The 17,193-nt window shown below is 63.2% G+C and carries 21 protein-coding genes; 15 read left to right on the top strand and 6 right to left on the bottom strand.

The window, feature by feature from the left end:
* Positions 1–37: 37 nt before the first annotated feature.
* From acpS to pyrE, 3 genes are read right to left on the bottom strand one after another with little or no spacing between them, the layout of a single operon-like run.
* On the bottom strand, positions 38–445 hold the full coding sequence (acpS, locus tag H7X45_RS07290) for a holo-ACP synthase (RefSeq protein ID WP_187336832.1): 408 nt from the start codon (positions 443–445) through the stop codon (positions 38–40).
* Positions 445–1,179 (bottom strand): pyridoxine 5'-phosphate synthase, encoded by a 735-nt coding sequence (locus H7X45_RS07285; protein WP_187336831.1) that lies wholly within the window; start codon positions 1,177–1,179, stop codon positions 445–447. The genes acpS and H7X45_RS07285 overlap by 1 nt, the downstream gene beginning before the upstream one ends.
* Positions 1,180–1,194: 15 nt before the next feature.
* A complete protein-coding gene (gene pyrE, locus H7X45_RS07280; RefSeq protein WP_187336830.1) occupies positions 1,195–1,776 on the bottom strand; it encodes an orotate phosphoribosyltransferase in 582 nt (193 codons plus the stop codon).
* A 246-nt stretch (positions 1,777–2,022) separates the two neighbouring features.
* Between pyrE and coxB the strand changes: the two genes are divergently transcribed.
* The 13 genes from coxB to H7X45_RS07215 all read left to right on the top strand — a co-directional run bounded on the left by coxB (position 2,023) and on the right by H7X45_RS07215 (position 12,705).
* Positions 2,023–3,132, top strand: a complete 1,110-nt coding sequence (gene coxB, locus H7X45_RS07275; RefSeq protein ID WP_187336829.1) for a cytochrome c oxidase subunit II — start codon at positions 2,023–2,025, stop codon at positions 3,130–3,132.
* 12 nt (positions 3,133–3,144) lie between these two features.
* A complete protein-coding gene (ctaD, locus tag H7X45_RS07270; protein WP_187336828.1) occupies positions 3,145–4,827 on the top strand; it encodes a cytochrome c oxidase subunit I in 1,683 nt (560 codons plus the stop codon).
* 116 nt (positions 4,828–4,943) lie between these two features.
* Positions 4,944–5,879: a heme o synthase gene (locus H7X45_RS07265; RefSeq protein ID WP_425498184.1), complete on the top strand. Its 936-nt coding sequence runs from the start codon at positions 4,944–4,946 to the stop codon at positions 5,877–5,879.
* Complete coding sequence (locus H7X45_RS07260; protein ID WP_187336827.1) at positions 5,876–6,031, top strand: hypothetical protein; 156 nt, start codon at positions 5,876–5,878, stop codon at positions 6,029–6,031. Before H7X45_RS07265 ends, H7X45_RS07260 begins: the two co-directional genes overlap by 4 nt.
* Positions 6,028–6,606 carry a cytochrome c oxidase assembly protein gene (locus H7X45_RS07255; protein WP_187336826.1) on the top strand — a complete coding sequence of 193 codons (579 nt, stop codon included), beginning with the start codon at positions 6,028–6,030 and terminating at the stop codon, positions 6,604–6,606. The genes H7X45_RS07260 and H7X45_RS07255 overlap by 4 nt, the downstream gene beginning before the upstream one ends.
* Positions 6,607–6,678: 72 nt before the next feature.
* On the top strand, positions 6,679–7,500 hold the full coding sequence (locus H7X45_RS07250) for a cytochrome c oxidase subunit 3 (protein ID WP_187336825.1): 822 nt from the start codon (positions 6,679–6,681) through the stop codon (positions 7,498–7,500).
* Positions 7,501–7,522: 22 nt separating this feature from the next.
* Complete coding sequence (locus tag H7X45_RS07245) at positions 7,523–7,885, top strand: DUF983 domain-containing protein (RefSeq protein WP_187336824.1); 363 nt, start codon at positions 7,523–7,525, stop codon at positions 7,883–7,885.
* Entirely contained in the window at positions 7,882–8,460 is a 579-nt protein-coding gene (locus tag H7X45_RS07240; RefSeq protein ID WP_187336823.1) for an SURF1 family protein, read from the top strand. The genes H7X45_RS07245 and H7X45_RS07240 overlap by 4 nt, the downstream gene beginning before the upstream one ends.
* Before the next feature lie 85 nt (positions 8,461–8,545).
* Positions 8,546–9,943 (top strand): threonine synthase, encoded by a 1,398-nt coding sequence (gene thrC / locus H7X45_RS07235; RefSeq protein WP_187336822.1) that lies wholly within the window; start codon positions 8,546–8,548, stop codon positions 9,941–9,943.
* A complete protein-coding gene (locus tag H7X45_RS07230; RefSeq protein ID WP_187336821.1) occupies positions 9,943–10,818 on the top strand; it encodes an RsmD family RNA methyltransferase in 876 nt (291 codons plus the stop codon). Before thrC ends, H7X45_RS07230 begins: the two co-directional genes overlap by 1 nt.
* 92 nt (positions 10,819–10,910) lie before the next feature.
* Positions 10,911–11,279: a dihydroneopterin aldolase gene (locus H7X45_RS07225; protein WP_187336820.1), complete on the top strand. Its 369-nt coding sequence runs from the start codon at positions 10,911–10,913 to the stop codon at positions 11,277–11,279.
* Positions 11,276–12,055, top strand: a complete 780-nt coding sequence (locus H7X45_RS07220; protein WP_187336819.1) for an SDR family oxidoreductase — start codon at positions 11,276–11,278, stop codon at positions 12,053–12,055. The genes H7X45_RS07225 and H7X45_RS07220 overlap by 4 nt, the downstream gene beginning before the upstream one ends.
* Complete coding sequence (locus H7X45_RS07215) at positions 12,052–12,705, top strand: fasciclin domain-containing protein (protein WP_187336818.1); 654 nt, start codon at positions 12,052–12,054, stop codon at positions 12,703–12,705. The genes H7X45_RS07220 and H7X45_RS07215 overlap by 4 nt, the downstream gene beginning before the upstream one ends.
* 80 nt (positions 12,706–12,785) lie before the next feature.
* Here H7X45_RS07215 and H7X45_RS07210 read toward each other — a convergent pair whose 3' ends face one another.
* Positions 12,786–13,721 carry an isopenicillin N synthase family dioxygenase gene (locus H7X45_RS07210; RefSeq protein ID WP_187336817.1) on the bottom strand — a complete coding sequence of 312 codons (936 nt, stop codon included), beginning with the start codon at positions 13,719–13,721 and terminating at the stop codon, positions 12,786–12,788.
* 32 nt (positions 13,722–13,753) lie between these two features.
* Here H7X45_RS07210 and H7X45_RS07205 point away from each other — a divergent pair, with 32 nt between their 5' ends.
* On the top strand, positions 13,754–14,173 hold the full coding sequence (locus H7X45_RS07205; protein WP_187336816.1) for an EVE domain-containing protein: 420 nt from the start codon (positions 13,754–13,756) through the stop codon (positions 14,171–14,173).
* Positions 14,174–14,272: 99 nt separating this feature from the next.
* Positions 14,273–14,455 (top strand): CsbD family protein, encoded by a 183-nt coding sequence (locus H7X45_RS07200; protein ID WP_187336815.1) that lies wholly within the window; start codon positions 14,273–14,275, stop codon positions 14,453–14,455.
* Between the two features lie 168 nt (positions 14,456–14,623).
* Here the strand turns inward: H7X45_RS07200 and H7X45_RS07195 are convergent, their stop codons facing one another.
* Positions 14,624–16,273: a thiamine pyrophosphate-binding protein gene (locus tag H7X45_RS07195; protein ID WP_187336814.1), complete on the bottom strand. Its 1,650-nt coding sequence runs from the start codon at positions 16,271–16,273 to the stop codon at positions 14,624–14,626.
* A 199-nt stretch (positions 16,274–16,472) separates the two neighbouring features.
* The gene (locus H7X45_RS07190; RefSeq protein ID WP_187336813.1) at positions 16,473–17,093 is read right to left on the bottom strand and encodes a glutathione S-transferase family protein; all 621 of its coding nucleotides are present in this window, start codon (positions 17,091–17,093) and stop codon (positions 16,473–16,475) included.
* Positions 17,094–17,193: the final 100 nt, after the last annotated feature.

Genomic DNA, 17,193 nt, shown 5'->3' with positions numbered 1-17,193 from the left:
GCCTTCTAGAAGATGGGGAGCGCGCGCTTTACCGGCATCAGCCCCCTTTGGGCAACGCTTCGATGATCACGAAGGCCTGCGCCCATGGATGATCGTCGGTGAGCGTCAAATGAACATGCGCTTCGTGACCATCGGGTATCATTTTGTCCAGCGCCGCTTTAGCGCCGCCTTCAAGATGCAGCGTGGGCGCGCCCGAAGGTTTGTTGATCACGCCGATGTCCTTCATGAACACGCCGCGGCGAAAACCGGTGCCCACCGCCTTGGAAAAAGCCTCTTTGGCGGCGAAGCGCTTGGCGTAGGTGCCTGCGATTGTGAACGGCCGCCGCCGCGCCTTGGCGCGCTCGGTCTCGGTGAACACACGAGTTTCGAAACGTTCGCCGAAACGGTCCAGAGAATTCTGGATTCGCTCGATATTGCAGAGGTCCGAACCTAAGCCGACAATCATCAGCGTGCCTCGTCCATCAGTTCGCGCATGCGGCGCACGGCGGGCTCGAGCCCGGTAAAGATCGCCTCTCCGATCAGATAATGGCCGATATTCAGTTCGGCGAGCTGCGGTATCGCAGCAATCGGCGTGACATTGTCATAGGTCAGACCGTGGCCGGCATGCGGCTCGATACCGTTTTTCGCGGCCAATGCAGCGGCATTTGCGATCCGGGTGAGTTCCTGCGTGCGCTCTTCACCTTCTGCAAGCGCGTAGGCGCCGGTATGGAACTCGACGACGGGCGCGCCCAAACGGATCGCCGCCTCGATCTGGCGGGCCTCGGGTTCGATGAACAGGCTCACGCGGATGCCGGCGGCGCCCAGCCGATCGACATAGCGCACCAGCGTGTTGTGCATGGCGGCAGCGTCCAAGCCGCCCTCTGTGGTGCGCTCCTCGCGCTTTTCAGGAACGATGCAGGCGGCATGCGGCCGGTGGCGCAGCGCGATCTCCAGCATCTCATCGGTGGCCGCCATCTCCAGATTGAGGGGGAGGGCGGTGGCCTCCTGAATGCGCGCGATATCCGCATCGCGGATATGACGCCGGTCCTCACGCAGATGTGCGGTAATGCCGTCGCCCCCCACGCGCGCCACGATCTCGGCCGCGCGTACAGGATCAGGATGATCGCCGCCGCGCGCATTTCGCACCGTCGCGACATGATCGATATTGACGCCGAGGCGCAGGCGATTCGGGCTAGCCATGCAGGATGTCCCGGCTCAGCTCTTGCGGCTTCCGGGCTTTTCCGCCGGGATGGCGGCAAGCTCTTCGGGCACTTCTTCGGGCGCGTAGGTGGGCATGTTGATCGCCACCAGCGGGAAGAAGGGCACGCCCAGGTCTGCGCTTCCAGCAGAACGATCGACCAGAGAAGCCTCTGCGATTACGCGTCCGCCGGCAGCTTCGGCCGCCGCAATCGCCTCGCGCGAAGACTTGCCGGTGGTGACGACATCCTCCACCATCAGCACCTTCGCACCGGGCGCCAGCGAGAAACCGCGGCGCAGCTCGAACGTGCCCTCCGGTCGTTCCAGGAAGATAGCGTCCTTGCCCAGCGCGCGGCCGATCTCGTGTCCGATGATGAGGCCGCCCATGGCGGGCGACACGACCACGTCGATCTCGGAGCGAATGTCCCGCGGGATCTTCTGGATTGTCGCCAGCGCAAGCCGCGAGGCACGCTCCGGATTCATCAGCACGCGCGCGCATTGAAGGTAGTGCGCACTGTGGCGACCGGAGGAAAGGAGGAAATGTCCTTCCAGCAGCGCATCGCAGGCGCGGAATTCGGCAAGGACCTCGGTTTCGTCCATGGTGAGAGCGTCGCTCCATTATGATTCATGACGTTTCCGCAACGGAACGAGTCGCGGATTTCAGCGGAAAGTCGGGGGTTACCCGCTGACGAAAAAACGCCTAGTTAAGCTTGAGACGGGATGCAACCGTGGCTATAGGCCGCTTGCCTTCCGCTTCCGCATCAGTGCCATGGTCCGCGCCTGAAGGCTGCGGATGGGTGCGTCGGAAGCGGCAACGAATCAAAACGGGGAACCGGGATCTTCCGAATGAAAAGTCCAAAGACGCTATTGATCGCTTTCGCGCTGGCCCTGATGCCCGCGGCCGCTGGCGCCACGGTCTCGCCGGCCAACAGCGTGCCGGCTGAGGCTGCGCCGCAAGAAACGGCAGCGCCGTTGCCGCAGCCGGGCCAGGCTACCGAGGGTTCGATCGATACGCAGCCTGCGGCGGAAAATCCTGGCGACAATCCCGCGGCCGACGGCGCGCTGCCCGGTTATACGCCGATGAAGCCGACGCCCGGCATCGGCATGCCGGAATCGCAGGAGCTGAACTTCCAGGAACAGTTCAGCGACAACGGCAAATATGCCAAGAACATCAATACCTATGTGCTGCTGCCGCTCTGCATCATCATCTCTTTGGTGGTGCTTGCCCTTCTGGCCTGGGTGATCGTGCGCTACCGCCGCGGTGCCAATCAGGAGCCTTCGCGCACCACGCACAACACGCTGGTGGAGGTGATCTGGACGCTGGTTCCCGCGCTGATCCTGGTGGGTATTGCGATCCCATCGATCGACCTGCTGGCCAAGCAATATGATCCCGCGCCCAAGGATGCGGTGACGATCAAGGCTACCGGCTATCAGTGGTACTGGGGTTACAGCTATCCGGATAATGGCGGTTTCGAGGTAATCTCGAACATGCTGCCGGAGGATCAGGCCAAGGCGCGCGGTGAGCCCTATCTGCTCGCGGTCGACAATCGCATGGTCGTGCCCGCCGGCGTTCCACTGCGTATTCAGACCACCGGTGCGGACGTGATCCACAGCTTTGCCGTTCCTTCGCTCTGGTTTAAGCTCGATGCCGTTCCCGGCCGTCTGAACGAGAAGGAACTGACCATCACCAAGCCTGGCGTCTATTACGGCCAGTGTTCCGAGCTTTGCGGCGCCCGCCACGGCTTCATGCCGATCACGGTCGAAGCGCTGCCGATGCCGCAATTCGAAGCCTGGGTTCGCGCGCAGGGCGGTACCATGCCCGGCGACGAGACCGATCAGCCGACCACCGAGGCCGCCGATGCGCTGCCCAAGGAAGGCGGCGTTTCCACCAGCAATCCCGCGGCTCTCCAGCAGGAAGCCGGGCAGCCCGGCGCTGCCACGAACGTAGCCGAGTAAGGACCGCAAGCCATGACCACCATCGCTGCCACTCCGGGCGATTTTTCGCACGAACACGACCATCATGACGCGGACCACAAGCCTAGCTTCTTCGCGCGCTGGTTCATGTCCACCAACCATAAGGACATCGGAACGCTGTATCTGATCTTCGCGATTACCGCGGGACTGATCGGCGGCGCGATTTCCGGCCTGATGCGCGCCGAGCTCGCCGAGCCCGGCATCCAGTATCTGCAGACCTGGGCAAGCTGGCATAACGGCATGATGGGCGGTGCTGCCGCCAGCCTGGACGAAGCGTACCACATGTGGAACGTCCTGATCACGGCGCACGGCCTGATCATGGTGTTCTTCATGGTGATGCCCGCCATGATCGGCGGTTTCGGCAACTGGTTCATTCCGCTGATGATCGGCGCGCCGGACATGGCGTTCCCGCGCATGAACAATGTTAGCTTCTGGCTGACCGCGGTGGCATTCGTGATGCTGCTGGGTTCCAGCTTCGTGCCGGGCGGTACGGGTCTGGGTGCGGGCACCGGTTGGACGGTCTATGCGCCGCTTTCCACCTCGGGCTCGATCGGCCCGGCGGTCGATATGGCGATCTTCTCGCTCCACCTTGCGGGTGCGGCCTCGATCCTCGGTGCGATCAACTTCATCGCCACCATCCTGAACATGCGTGCGCCGGGCATGACCCTGCACAAGATGCCGCTGTTCGTATGGTCGGTTCTGGTCACCGCATTCCTGCTGCTGCTGGCGCTTCCGGTGCTTGCCGCGGCGATCACAATGCTGCTGGTCGATCGTAACTTTGGCGGTGCCTTCTTCGATGCCGCTGCTGGCGGCGATCCGATCCTGTATCAGCACCTCTTCTGGTTCTTCGGGCATCCTGAAGTCTACATCATGATCCTGCCCGGGTTCGGCATGATCAGCCAGATCGTGGCGACGTTCAGCCGCAAGCCCGTCTTCGGTTATCTGGGCATGGCTTATGCCATGGTGATGATCGGCGTGATCGGCTTCGTCGTCTGGGCGCACCACATGTTCACCACCGGCCTCAGCGTGAACGTGAAGATGTACTTCACGGCCGCGACGATGGTGATCGCGGTGCCCACCGGCATCAAGATCTTCAGCTGGGTCGCGACCATGTGGGGCGGTTCGATCAGCTTCAAGACCCCGATGGTCTGGGCGCTGGGCTTCATCTTCATGTTCACCGTGGGCGGCGTGACGGGCGTCGTGCTCGCCAATGGCGGCATCGACGATGCGCTGCACGACACCTATTATGTGGTGGCGCACTTCCACTATGTGCTCTCGCTGGGTGCGGTGTTCTCGCTCTTCGCCGGGTTCTACTACTGGTTCCCGAAAATGAGCGGAAAGATGTACAGCGAGTTCCTCGGCCAGCTGCACTTCTGGGTGTTCTTCATCGGCGTGAACATCATCTTCTTCCCGATGCACTTCCTTGGCCAGTCGGGCATGCCGCGCCGTATCCCGGACTATCCGCAGGCCTTTGCCTACTTCAACAACATCGCTTCGATCGGTTACATGATCATGGCGGTGGGCGTGGTGATCTTCCTCGTGAACATCATCTACTCGCTGGCTGCCGGCCGCCGCGCTGAGGGCAATCCTTGGGGCGAAGGCGCAACGACGCTGGAATGGACGCTGTCCAGCCCGCCGCCGTTCCACCAGTTCGAGACGCTGCCGCACGTCAAGTGAGGCGCTACCTCGAACGCTAGTTAGAGCCGTTCGGGCCGGGTCTGTCGAAGCTGGCTCATTCCTTAGGGAGTGAGAGGTTCGACAGGCCCGGCATCGGCGGTTACGGTACGATAGGTATGAACACAGGCGAGAAACCTTTTGCCATGACGGGCGTGTCGGCGCGTGACGCCGCAATGCCGTCTCACTGGCGGGATTTCTGGGCGCTTACCAAGCCCCGGGTGATGAGCCTTGTCGTGTTCACGGCGCTTTGCGGACTTCTCGCTGCGCCGGGCCATATCCACCCGGTTCTGGGTTTCACTGCGATTCTGTGCATCGCGGTCGCCGCCGGCGCCAGCGGCGCGCTCAACATGTGGTACGAGGCGGATATCGACGCTAGGATGAAGCGGACCAAGGGCCGCCCGCTGCCCGCTGGCCGCATGAACCGCGATGCCGCTTTGCAATTCGGCTTGATCCTCTCCGGCTTCTCGGTCGCGACGATGGGACTGGCCGTGAACTGGCTTTCTGCCGGACTGCTCGCCTTTTCGATCTGGTTCTATGCGGTCGTCTATACGATGTGGCTGAAGCGCGCGACGCCGCAGAACATCGTGATCGGCGGCGCGGCAGGCGCATTTCCGCCGGTGATAGGCTGGGCCGCGGTGACGGGTGACGTCACGCTGCTGCCGATTTTGATGTTCGCGATCATCTTCCTCTGGACGCCGCCGCATTTCTGGTCGCTCGCGCTGTTCGTCAACGCCGACTATACCGAAGCCGGTGTTCCGATGTTGCCGGTGGTGAAGGGCCGTCAGGCGACGCGCCATCAGATTTTCTGGTACAGCTTCCCCATGGCCGCCGCGGCAATCGCGCCCGGGCTGCTCGGTATGACGGGCTGGCTTTATCTGGGTGGTTCGATCGCTCTCAACGCGGTGTTCCTCGTCTATGCTTTTGCCGTCTGGCGCAACCGGGCGGAAAACACGTCCGAGATGAAACCGGAAAAGAAGCTGTTCGGCTATTCGATCCTCTATCTTTTCGCTTTGTTCGCGCTGCTTGCGGCGGACCGGATGATCTTTGCATGACCGAACCGGACGATCACGATTTCACCCGCGAAGAGTCCGAGCGTATCCGTGCCGGACAGCAGTCGCGCGCGAACATGCTGGCCATTGTCCTGCTGGCGCTCGCCGTGCTGTTTTTCGCGATCACCTGCGTCAAGATCGGAGGGTGGCTATGAGCACACAGCCCGTCGATTCCGCCGCCGCGCGCCGTAACAAGCGCACCGGCTTCGTCATGGCCACGGTTGCCGCCGGCATGGTAGGCTTGGGTTTCGCATCGGTGCCGCTTTACCGCATCTTTTGCCAGGCGACCGGCCTCAACGGCACGGTAAGCCGCGCAGAGGCGAGCGAACTGGACTTCAGCAAGGCCATTGAAGGCAACACCATGCAGGTGCGCTTCGATGCCAATCATCGCGGTGACCTGCCCTGGAATTTCCGGCCCGAGCATCCGACCGACACCGCCACCATCGGCGCGCGCGACATGGCGATCTTTATTGCCAAGAACAACTCTGACCATGCCGTCACCGGCACGGCCACCTACAATGTCACGCCCGAGCAGGCGGCCAAATATTTCACGAAGATCCAGTGTTTTTGCTTCACCCAGCAGACGCTGCAGCCCGGCGAGCAGGTGCGCATGCCGGTGATTTTTCACATCGACCCGAAGATCATGACGGATCCTGACACCAAGACGGTGGAAGAGATCACGCTGAGCTACACCTTCTACCCGGTAGACCCGGACAAACAGGGCGGCTAAGGCTGCCATCAACACAGCACGCGCGCATCGAACGAACGCGCGAAAAAGGACCACAGGGAAGCGACACAGACCATGGCTGGTACCAAGAACCACGATTATCATATTCTGCCGACCTCGCCCAATCCGCTGATCGGCAGCGTAGCGGCGATGGTCATGTTCTTCGGCCTTGTCCGCTGGATGCATGACATGCCTTATGGCGTGGCGATCTGGGCGGTCGGCGTCGTCGGCGTGATTTACACCTTCTTCGCCTGGTGGGGTGATGTGATCGCGGAAAGCCATGCGGGTGATCACACGCCGGTGGTTCAGCTGCACCTACGCTACGGCATGATCCTGTTCATCGCCTCCGAGGTCATGTTCTTCGTGGGCTGGTTCTGGGCCTGGTTCGACTTTTCCCTGTTCCCCTCGGCCGCAGAAGTGGTTGGTGGCCAGTGGCCGCCGGCAGGCGTCGAAGTGCTCGATCCGCTCAAGCTGCCGCTGCTCAACACGCTGATCCTGCTGTGCTCGGGTACCACCGTTACCTGGGCGCACCATTCGCTGCTGCACGGAGATCGTCAGGGCCTGATCCGCGGCTTGGGCCTCACCATCATTCTGGGCATCGCCTTTTCGACCTTCCAGCTGGTCGAATATATCGAGGCGCCGTTCTCCTTCGCGGGCCTCAACTACGGCTCGGCCTTCTTCATGGCGACGGGTTTCCACGGCGCGCACGTCCTGATCGGCACCATCTTCCTGATCGTCTGCCTGGTTCGCGCGATCCGCGGCGACTTCACCCCGGAAAAGCATTTCGGCTTCGAAGCAGCGGCCTGGTACTGGCACTTCGTTGACGTCGTCTGGCTGTTCCTCTTCATCGTGATCTACGTGTGGGGCGGCTGGGGCGCACCCGTCTACGGCGGGTGATCGCGCAGCGTCGGAATGCCTGATGGCGGATGAGCCGCCACGCCTGATCGATGCAAGCCTGAAGGGTCTGTGCCCCCGTTGCGGAGCGCGGACCCTTTATGCAGGGCTGCTGCGCTTCGCGCCCAAATGTTCGAACTGCGGCCTGGACTATAGCCGCTTCAATGTCGGCGATGGCGCGTCCGCCGCGCTGATCCTGTTGATCGAGACGCTGTTCGTGATTGCCGCGATCATCGTTCAGCTCAGCTTTTCGCCGCCCTTTTGGGTGCACATCATCCTGTGGGTGCCTCTCGCGACGGCAGCCACCATCCTTGCGCTGCGCGGCAGCAAGGCCGCGATGCTGTGGCTGGAATATAAGAATGATGCGGGTGAGGGGCGTTCGGGATGAAGTTCCCGCTGATTCCAACCATCTTGGTCGGTGCCGCAGTAGCGCTGATGATCGGCCTCGGCATCTGGCAACTCCAGCGCAAGGCTGAAAAGGAAGCGCTGCTCGCCAGCTACGCCGCTGCCGAAAACCAGCCGCCGGTCAGCTGGCAGGCGAGCCTGCCGCCCGCCGAGCCGAAGCTCTATCGCCGCAGCAGCGTCAATTGCATCGGCGTCGTCGGCTGGCAGACGGTGGCTGGGCGCAGCGTAGACGGGGAGGCGGGATTCGCGCAAATCGCGGAATGTCGCACCGGCGGTATGGAGGGGCCGGGCGCGAAGGTGGCTGTTGGCTGGACCGAGCGGCCGGAGCAGCCGAAATGGACCGGCGGCATCGTCGATGGTGTGATCGCCCCCTTCGGGAAGGAGATCAAGCTGGTCTCCGATAGCGCAGTCCCCGGGACCAAGCCTCTGGCACCACCTTCGCTGGAGGACGTGCCGAACAACCATCTGAGCTATGCCGTGCAGTGGTTCCTCTTCGCAGGGATCGCAGCGCTGATCTATGTGTTGGCGCTGCGGCGCAAACAGCGGGACGAAGGATAGTTTCCGGCAGCGACCAGCCGTGACGATCGCGCCCTAATGCAGCGCTGACTTGCCGCTCCGGTGAGTCGGAGCTAGTCCAGCGCGCATGAACTATATCAGCACCAGGGGGAACGCGCCCGCGCTCGATTTCGAGCAGGTGACGTTGGCGGGGCTCGCGAGCGACGGGGGACTCTATGTCCCGCGCACATGGCCAAAATGGAGCGCGGCCGATTTCGAGGCGCTGCGCGGCCTTTCCTATATCGAAACCGCGGTGCGCGTCATGGGCGCGTTCACTGGCGATGCGCTAACCGAAGACGAGCTGCGGGCGCTGGCGACCGAAGCCTATTCCGGTTTTGCGCATGATGCGGTCACGCCGCTGAAGCAACTCGACGGGCGGCAGTGGCTGCTGGAGCTGTTTCACGGCCCCACGCTGGCCTTTAAGGATGTGGCCCTGCAGATGCTGGGTGGTCTGTTCGAGACATTTCTGGCGCGCAGCGGCAAGGCGCTGACCATCGTCGGCGCGACGTCCGGCGATACCGGATCGGCGGCCATTCAGGCGCTGGCGGGCCGCGAGAATATCGAGATCTTCATGCTGCATCCGCATGAGCGGATCACCGATGTGCAGCGCCGCCAGATGACGACGATCCACGCGCCCAATGTCCACAACATCGCGATCCAGGGCAGTTTCGACGATGCGCAGGCGATGGTGAAGCGCGTCTTCGGCGATGAGGACATGCGCGCGAAGTTCACCATCTCGGCGGTCAATTCGATCAACTGGGCGCGGCTGATGGCGCAGATCGTCTATTATGTCTGGGCCGCCGTACAGCTGGGCGCGCCGCATCGGCGCATCGCCTTTTCCGTGCCGACCGGCAATTTCGGCGATGCGTTTGCCGGCTATGCCGCAGCGCAAATGGGCCTGCCGGTAGAGCGCATCATTGTCGCAACCAACGCCAACGATATCATGCACCGCGCCTTTTCGAGCGGCGACTATTCGAAGGGCGACGTGCAGGCCACCGTCGCGCCGTCCATGGACATCCAGATCGCCAGCAATTTCGAACGGCTGCTGTTCGATATGGAGGGTCGCGACGGCAGGAAGACCAAGGCGCGCATGACCGATTTCGACGGCAGCGGGAAGATGGCGATCGGTGCCGATCTGCTGGAAAAGGCCACGCTCTTTTCCTCCGCACGTGCGGACGGAGACGATATGGCCATGGCGATGCGCTGGGCGCAGGAACATTGCGGCGAGCTGATCGATCCGCACACTGCCGCCGGCCTCCATGCCGCGCGCGCCGCCGATCTGCCGGACGGTGTGCCGGTGGTGACGCTGGCGACCGCGCATCCCGCCAAGTTCCGCGAGGCGGTTGAGCGTGCCACGGGCGTGCGTCCCGCGCTGCCGGGCCGCGTCGGCCACCTGTTCGAGCGGGAGGAGCGCTTCGATATCCTGCCCGCCGATTATGACGCGGTGAAGGATTTCATCGCCGGCAAGGCCGTGCCGTCCGTCTGATGGCCGATTTCCTCACCATGATCTCCGAGCCGCGCGGCGATTACCGGCTGCTCGACAGCGGCGGCGGCCGCAAGTGGGAGGCTTATGGAGACGTTCGCGTCATCCGCCCCGAACCGCAGGCGCTATGGACATCTGCGAGCGAAAACTGGTCCGCCGATGCCGAGTTCGTGCCCGGCGCGGATGAGGATGGCGGCGGACGTTGGGAGCATCGCGGGGGCAAGGCTTCGGGCGAATGGACGCTCGGCTGGGAAGAGGTCCGTTTCGCCGCGCACTGCACGCCGTTTCGGCACCTCGGCTATTTCCCGGACATGGCGCCGGTGTGGCACTGGATGCGTGCGCGCATCGCGGACAAGGCCGATCCGGAATGCCTGAACATGTTCGGCTATACCGGTGTCGGCACGCTTACGCTGTCCGCCGCGGGCGCGCGGATGGTGCATGTCGATGCGTCCAAGAAATCGGTGAAGGCCGCGCGCGAGAATGCCGCGCTGTCCGGCATGGAAGACCGGCCCGTCCGCTGGATCGTCGAGGATGCGGCCAAGTTCGCCGCGCGTGAAGTGCGGCGCGGGCGGCGCTATGACGGGATCATCCTCGATCCGCCCAAATATGGCCGCGGGCCGGGCGGAGAGGTCTGGCAATTGGAGGAAGGCCTGCCCGGCCTCATCGCCGATTGCCGCGCGCTGCTGGATGTGGACAGCCGCTTCTGCTTCCTCACCGTTTATGCGGTGCGCATGTCCGCGCTCGCCATCGGCGGGCTGATGCAGGATCATTTCGGTGATCTTCCCGGCAAGGTGGAGTTTGGCGAACTCGCGGTGCGCGAAGAGGCGAGGGGGCGGCTGTTGCCGACCGCCATCTTCGCGCGGTGGAGCCGCGACTGAAGCCTTTCAGAAGGTGGTGAAGCGAGTTTCAAAACCGCGCCCGAACGGCTAAGCGGTGGCACTTCGTCAACCGCCATCCGAACGGGTATTCCTTGACCGACCGCCTCACCCTTGAAGTGCATGATCTCGATGTGGATGTGCTGACCGGCATCTACAGCCAGGAAACGCACCTGCCGCAGCCGCTGCGCATCTCGATCAGTGCGGACCTGGCGATTCATCCGCATTACGAGCCCGCCACGCCGCTGTCCGCCTCCAAAAACTATATGGACCTTCGCGAGGCGGCGACCGAGCTGCCCAAGGGCGTGCATTTCACGCTGGTGGAGGCCGTGGCGGACCATATCATCGACCGTGTAATGGAGGGAGACGAGCGTGTGAAGCGGGTGAAGGTGAAGATCATCAAGCTTGCCATCGCAGAAGCGGGCGAGGCGATCGGCATCACCATGGAGCGGGTGCGCAAATGACCGGCGAAGGCCGAACAGCTCCGCTCGCCATTGTGACCGGCGGCACCAAACGCGTGGGCGCAGCGATCGCGGCGCGGCTGGCACGGGAGGGCTATGCATTGGCGCTCACCAGCCATAGCGGCAGCGATCCGGAGGACGATCTGGCCGCCGTGCTTAAGGCCGAAGAGACCGACTGGAAGCTTTTCGACTGCGACCTTTCCGTAACCGAAGAGACCGAGGCCCTGATAGGGCAGGTGACAACGCATTTCGGCCGCGCGCCGGACCTGCTCGTCAACAGTGTGTCGCGTTTTGAAGACGATGACTGGACCGATATCGAGGCGGACCATCTGGACGATCTATTCGCGGTGAACCTCTATGCGCCGGTGCTGCTCGCCCGCGCGCTGGTAAAGGCCGCGCCTGCTGATAGCACCCCGTGCATCGTCCACATCCTCGATCAGCGCGTACGCAACCCGAACCGCGATCAGCTGAGCTACACGCTTTCCAAACAGGCGCTGGCCGAATCGGTGCGCACGCTCGCGGTACAATTCGGCGCGCGCGCACGCGTCGGCGGAGTGGCACCCGGCTTAGTCCTGCCGACGGATGATTATGAGGAAGGGCAGCTCGATTATATCGCGGGCAAGATGCCGCTCGGGGTGCTGCCCGATCCGGAGGATATTGCGCAGGCGGTTTTCTATCTGGCGCGCGCACGGGCGGTGACCGGACAGACGATTTTCGTCGACGGCGGCGCGCATCTGACCCATTTCTCGCGCGATTTCGTGCATATGAAGCCGTCATGAGAGGGGCGTTCCTGCTGATGGCCGGGGCCTGCGCGCTGGCATCCTGCGGCGGAGACCCGATCGAGGCGGGCAGCGGCGCAAATGCGCAGCCCAAGGACAAGGATGTCGTCACGCCGGTGGTCCACGAAATCAAGATTGTGGATGCGCTCGCGACGCTGCGGCAGCACCCCGATTTTACTATTTTTGCCGACCTTGTCCGTCGATCCGGCCTCACGCCGAGGCTGACCGGCAAGGCACCGGTCACCGTGTTCGCGCCGACCGACAGCGCCTTCGACAAGCTGAGCGAGGAGCGGCGCAAGGCGCTGCTCGATCCGGCGCAACGTCCGGCACTCGCCGCGTTCGTGGCTGCCCATATCCTGGTGGGGAGAGCCAGTGCGCGCGATCTTTCGGAAGCGATCCGCCGTGCTGGGCAGACGGGTCAGCCCGCACAGTTCCGCACGCTCGCGGGCAAGGTGATGACTGTCACGCGCACCGATCTCAATACGGCAGAAGCGCCGCCTGCGGGCGAGACGGACGTGCCCGAAGCCGTGCCCAGCGAAGCAACGAACGAACTTCAGGTCAGCGAGGAAGGCGGCGGCACGTCTCTGGTGACCGCCACCGATATGGAAGCGACAAACGGCGTCGTGCACGCCCTGGAAAGCGTCCTTTAGTCCTGACGGACGCGGGCCAGCAGCTCGTTCAGTTTTTGGCCGCCCCCCGCGCAGGCAATCTGTTGGGCTGGATCCCGCCCTTACGCCTTGATCAGCCCGATTTCGCGCAGGCGCTGTTGCAAATAATCATCTGCCGTAATCGGTTCGGGATAGCGATTGGGCCGATCCTCACTGATGCAGCCGGGCAGCGTCTCGATTGCGAAGTCCGAGCGCGCATGCAGGAAGAAGGGCATCGAATAGCGGTGGTGATGCGCGCGCTCACCGCTGGGGTTGCGCACGCGGTGCGTGGTCGAGGGCAGGACGTGGTTGGTGAGCCGCTGCAGCATGTCGCCGACATTCACCACCAATGCGCCTTCAGGCGGATCGACCGCGATCCATTCCCTGTCCTTGCCGAGAATTTCGAGGCCTGCTTCTTCGGCACCGAGAAGCAGCGTGATGAGGTTGATGTCCTCATGCGCGCCCGCGCGGATCGCACCTTCGGGATCGCCCTCGATGGGCGGATAATGCAGCAAGCGCAGGACGCTGTTGCCGTCCTCGATCGCGTCGTCGAACCAGTCGGCAGGCAGATCGAGATAGCGCGCGATGGAAGTGAGAATGCGCGCGCCGACCGCGTCCATGTCCGGGAACAGCGTCTCGAACGTCTCGCGGAAGCCTTCCGGACGATCCGGCCAGATATTGGGCGGCATCGATCCTGCCAGGCGGTGCCCTTCGGGCAGCTCACGCCCAATATGCCAGAACTCCTTCAGATCGTGATGCGCCGCGCCCTTGGCGATTTCCGTCTTGAACGGCGTGTACCCGCGTGCGCCGCCGATTGCGGGATCGTGAAACTTGCGCTTTTCCGCATCTTCTTGCTCATAAAGGCGTTCCGTCAGGTCCCAGGCTTTCTCCACCAGCTGCGCATCCAGCCCATGATCCTTGACCATGGCGAAGCCGAAGCGGTGGAAACTGTCACCAAGCGCCTGTCCCAGCGCGTCGGCATCCTGTGTATCGAGCGAAATCAGCGGTATCTGTGTCATCGCCGCGCCATAGCAAATCGAAGGATTGAATCATGCCCCAATTTTGGCTCCTGAAGTCTGAGCCCGACGAATATGGCTGGGACGATCTGGTGGAGAACGGTTCGGCCATTTGGGAGGGTGTGCGCAATCATCAGGCTGCGAACAACCTGCGCGCGATGGAGGTTGGCGACGAAGCGTTCTTCTATCACAGCGCAATTTCGCAGCCCGCGGCGGTGGGCATTATGAAGGTGAGCGAGGCGGCGTTCGACGATCCGACGGACGAAAGCGGGAAATGGCCCGCGGTACGGGTGGAGCCGGTGCGCAAACTGGCCCGATCGGTGACCTTGAAAGCGATGAAGGGGGAGGGCGCGCTATCCGATCTGGCGATCATCCGCCAGTCCCGTCTTTCGGTAGCGCCGGTCCGCGCGAAGGAATGGGAAATCATCCTGAGGATGGCGGAGAAACGGAGCTAAATGTGACAAACCGTTGGCCGCAAACCGGGAACAAAGGGGAAAGATCGACGTTTTTCTGACATGGATCGACGTGATCCAGAGAGAGAAAGGATTTTCCCCATGGGTGAACTGACCGACAAGATCAAAGGCAACGCCAACGAGGCCGCCGGCAAGGTCAAGAGCGCCGTTGGCAAGGCGACGAATGACCGGGAAATTGAAGCCGAAGGCAATGCACAGCAAGCCCAGGGCAAGGGCCAGCAGTTCAAGGGCGAAGTGAAGGGCAAGCTCGGCGACGACATTTGATCGGCGCAAAAGTAATTTGAAAAAAGCCGTTCCATCTGGGGCGGCTTTTTTCGTTCAGGCTCGCGTCCCTCGGACTCGTCACGAGCATCGGCTACCGGCGGGGGTGCGGTCCTACCGATCTATGCCGGGTGTCGTGCCGGGTCTGGCTATCCGCTAGCGGTACGAGCGTTAGGCCCGTGCCCGCAGCCCGCTCACCGTGGCCCCACCAGCGCTCAGCTTCTCGATATCCGTCTTGGCATGGATCAGCCGCAGGCCGCTCGCCTCCCGCGCGGCTTCCAGCGCCTCGACGAAGCCGTCGGTGGTCTCTGCTGTCCATACCTGCGCCCCGAAGGCAGCGCCGAAGGCAGCGAAATCGGGGTTGGTCAATTGCGTGCCTGAGACCCGGCCGGGATATTCGCGCTCCTGATGCATGCGGATCGTGCCGTAATTGCCGTTATCGACCACGATGACGGTAAGGTTCGCGCCATATTGCGCGGCCGTCGCCAGCTCCTGACCGTTCATCAGGAAGTCGCCGTCTCCCGCCACCGCGACCACCGCGCGTTCCGGAAAGCGCAGCGCGGCGGCGACGGCAGCGGGGACTCCATAACCCATCGCGCCCGCGGTCGGCGCAAGCTGGCTCGGCATGTCGCCATAGCGCCAGAAGCGGTGCCACCAGCCCGAGAAGTTGCCCGCGCCGTTGCAGATGATCGTGTCCGCCGGCCAACTCTCGCGCATCGCCTTGACGCCCAGGCCGAGGTCCAACGCTGCGTCATTGGCCTCCGGTTCGTTCCAGGCGAGCCATTCGTCATGCGCGGCCTTGCCCGCATCGAAGCTGAGCAGATCGTCCTCCCACAAGGCGGCCTGCTCGGCGAATTCGTCCATCGCGGCGCAGATCGGCAGGTCGGCGCGATAGACGCTGTTCAGCTCGTCCGGATCGGGATGGATATGGACCAGGATCTGGTCCGGATGGTCGGGCGTGATCAGTTCGTAGCCTTCGGTCGTCGCCTCGCCCAGCCGCGCGCCGACGGCGATGACGAGGTCCGCCGCCTTAACCCGCTCCACCAGCTTGGGATTGGGGCCATAGCCCAGATTGCCGGCATAGACCGGGCTTTGCCAGTCGATTGCGTCCTGACGGCGAAAGGCGCAGGCGACGGGCAGGCCCAGCCGTTCGGCCCATTCGGCGAAGTAGTGGCGCGTCTTGGCGTTCCAGCCCGCGCCGCCGACGATGCAGACCGGATTGGTCGCGTCGTTGAGGAGGTCGACCAGCGCCATCATCGCTTCGGCGCAGAGCGGCTGGGTGGGCGGCTGGACGAGCGGACGGTCGATCGCCTCCACCTCGTCGCGCAGCATGTCCTCGGGCAGCGCGAGCACCACGGGGCCGGGGCGGCCCGATATGGCGACGGCATAGGCCTTGGCGACGAACTCCGGAATGCGCGCCGCACTCTCGATCCGCGCGGCCCATTTTGCCATGGGCGCGAACATGGCCGGGAAGTCGATCTCCTGAAAGCCTTCGCGCCCGCGCATCTCACGGTCCACATCGCCGATGAAAAGGATCATCGGCTGGCTGTCCTGCATGGCAACATGCACGCCGATGGAGGCGTTGGTCGCGCCCGGTCCGCGGGTGGCGAAGGCGATGCCGGGCCGCCCCGTCATCGCACCGTCCGCGCACGCCATGAACGCCGCGCCGCCTTCCTGACGACACACCACGGTCTCGATCGCGTCGTGTCCGTGCAGCGCGTCGAGCACCGCGAGGAAGCTTTCGCCGGGTACGGTGAACAGCCGATCGCAGCCCTGGATGGCAAGCTGGTCGACGAGGATCTGGCCGCCGGTGCGGGTCATAGGGGTCTCCGGTGCTTCACAGTGCTTCACACTGTCCTGCTGCGTTAATGCAGCCCCCCGAGAGCCACCCAGTGCGGAATGCACAATGGCGGTTGGAGGGGAGGCGACAAGTCATGCTATCCCGAGTGACAGACAAATTCCTACTTTGGAAGGGGTGAGCCAAGCGAAGGGATCGCCCAATACCGGGAGTTTCCGGCAATCAGCTTTTTGGTGGACGCAGCGGGCCGCCCTTGTCCAGCATGGTTTGATAGGCCGGGCGCGCGATCATGCGTTCGCGATAGGCGGAGAGCGCCGGGCGATCCTTCAAGAGGCCGGTCGCGTGCATATGTTCGGCCAGATAGCCCATGTTCACGTCCGCGCCGGTGAAGACATCGCCGAGCAGCCAGTCCCGATCCTTCATATGATCCTCGAGATAATCGAGCTGCTTGGTCACTTCGGCCGAAACGAAGCCCTTCAAACGGTCGCTATAGCCGCCGAACATGGGCTCCAGCGAATTGAGGATCAGCGGCATCGCCAGCGTGCCTTCGGCGAAATGCAGCCATTCCAGATATTCCGCGCGGCAATCGTCCGGGGGCGTCAGCTTGCCGCCGCCATTCCGCTCGACCAGATATTCGATGATCGCGCCGCTCTCCACCATCACCCGGCCCTCGACCTCCACCGTCGGCGCCTTGCCCAGCGGATGAACCTCGGCCAGCTCCGGCGGCGCGCGGAATTCCGGCGTCCGGTCATAGCATTTCAGCTCATAGTCGGCACCCATCTCCTCCAGCAGCCAGATGATGCGCGAAGAGCGCGAGATGCGCAGATGGTGAAGGGTGATCATGAAAATTTACCTCTCAAGGGTGTGACGGGCCGTTTCCCTTTCACAATGAACGGATCGAACGATCGTTCAAATCCCGGATATGATTCCCTTTGCGGCCGAG

Origin of the sequence: Novosphingopyxis iocasae (genome assembly GCF_014334095.1) — a bacterium.
GTDB lineage: Bacteria > Pseudomonadota > Alphaproteobacteria > Sphingomonadales > Sphingomonadaceae > Novosphingopyxis > Novosphingopyxis iocasae.
Note: the sequence above shows the minus strand (reverse complement) of the source record. Positions and strands in the feature narration are given on the sequence as shown.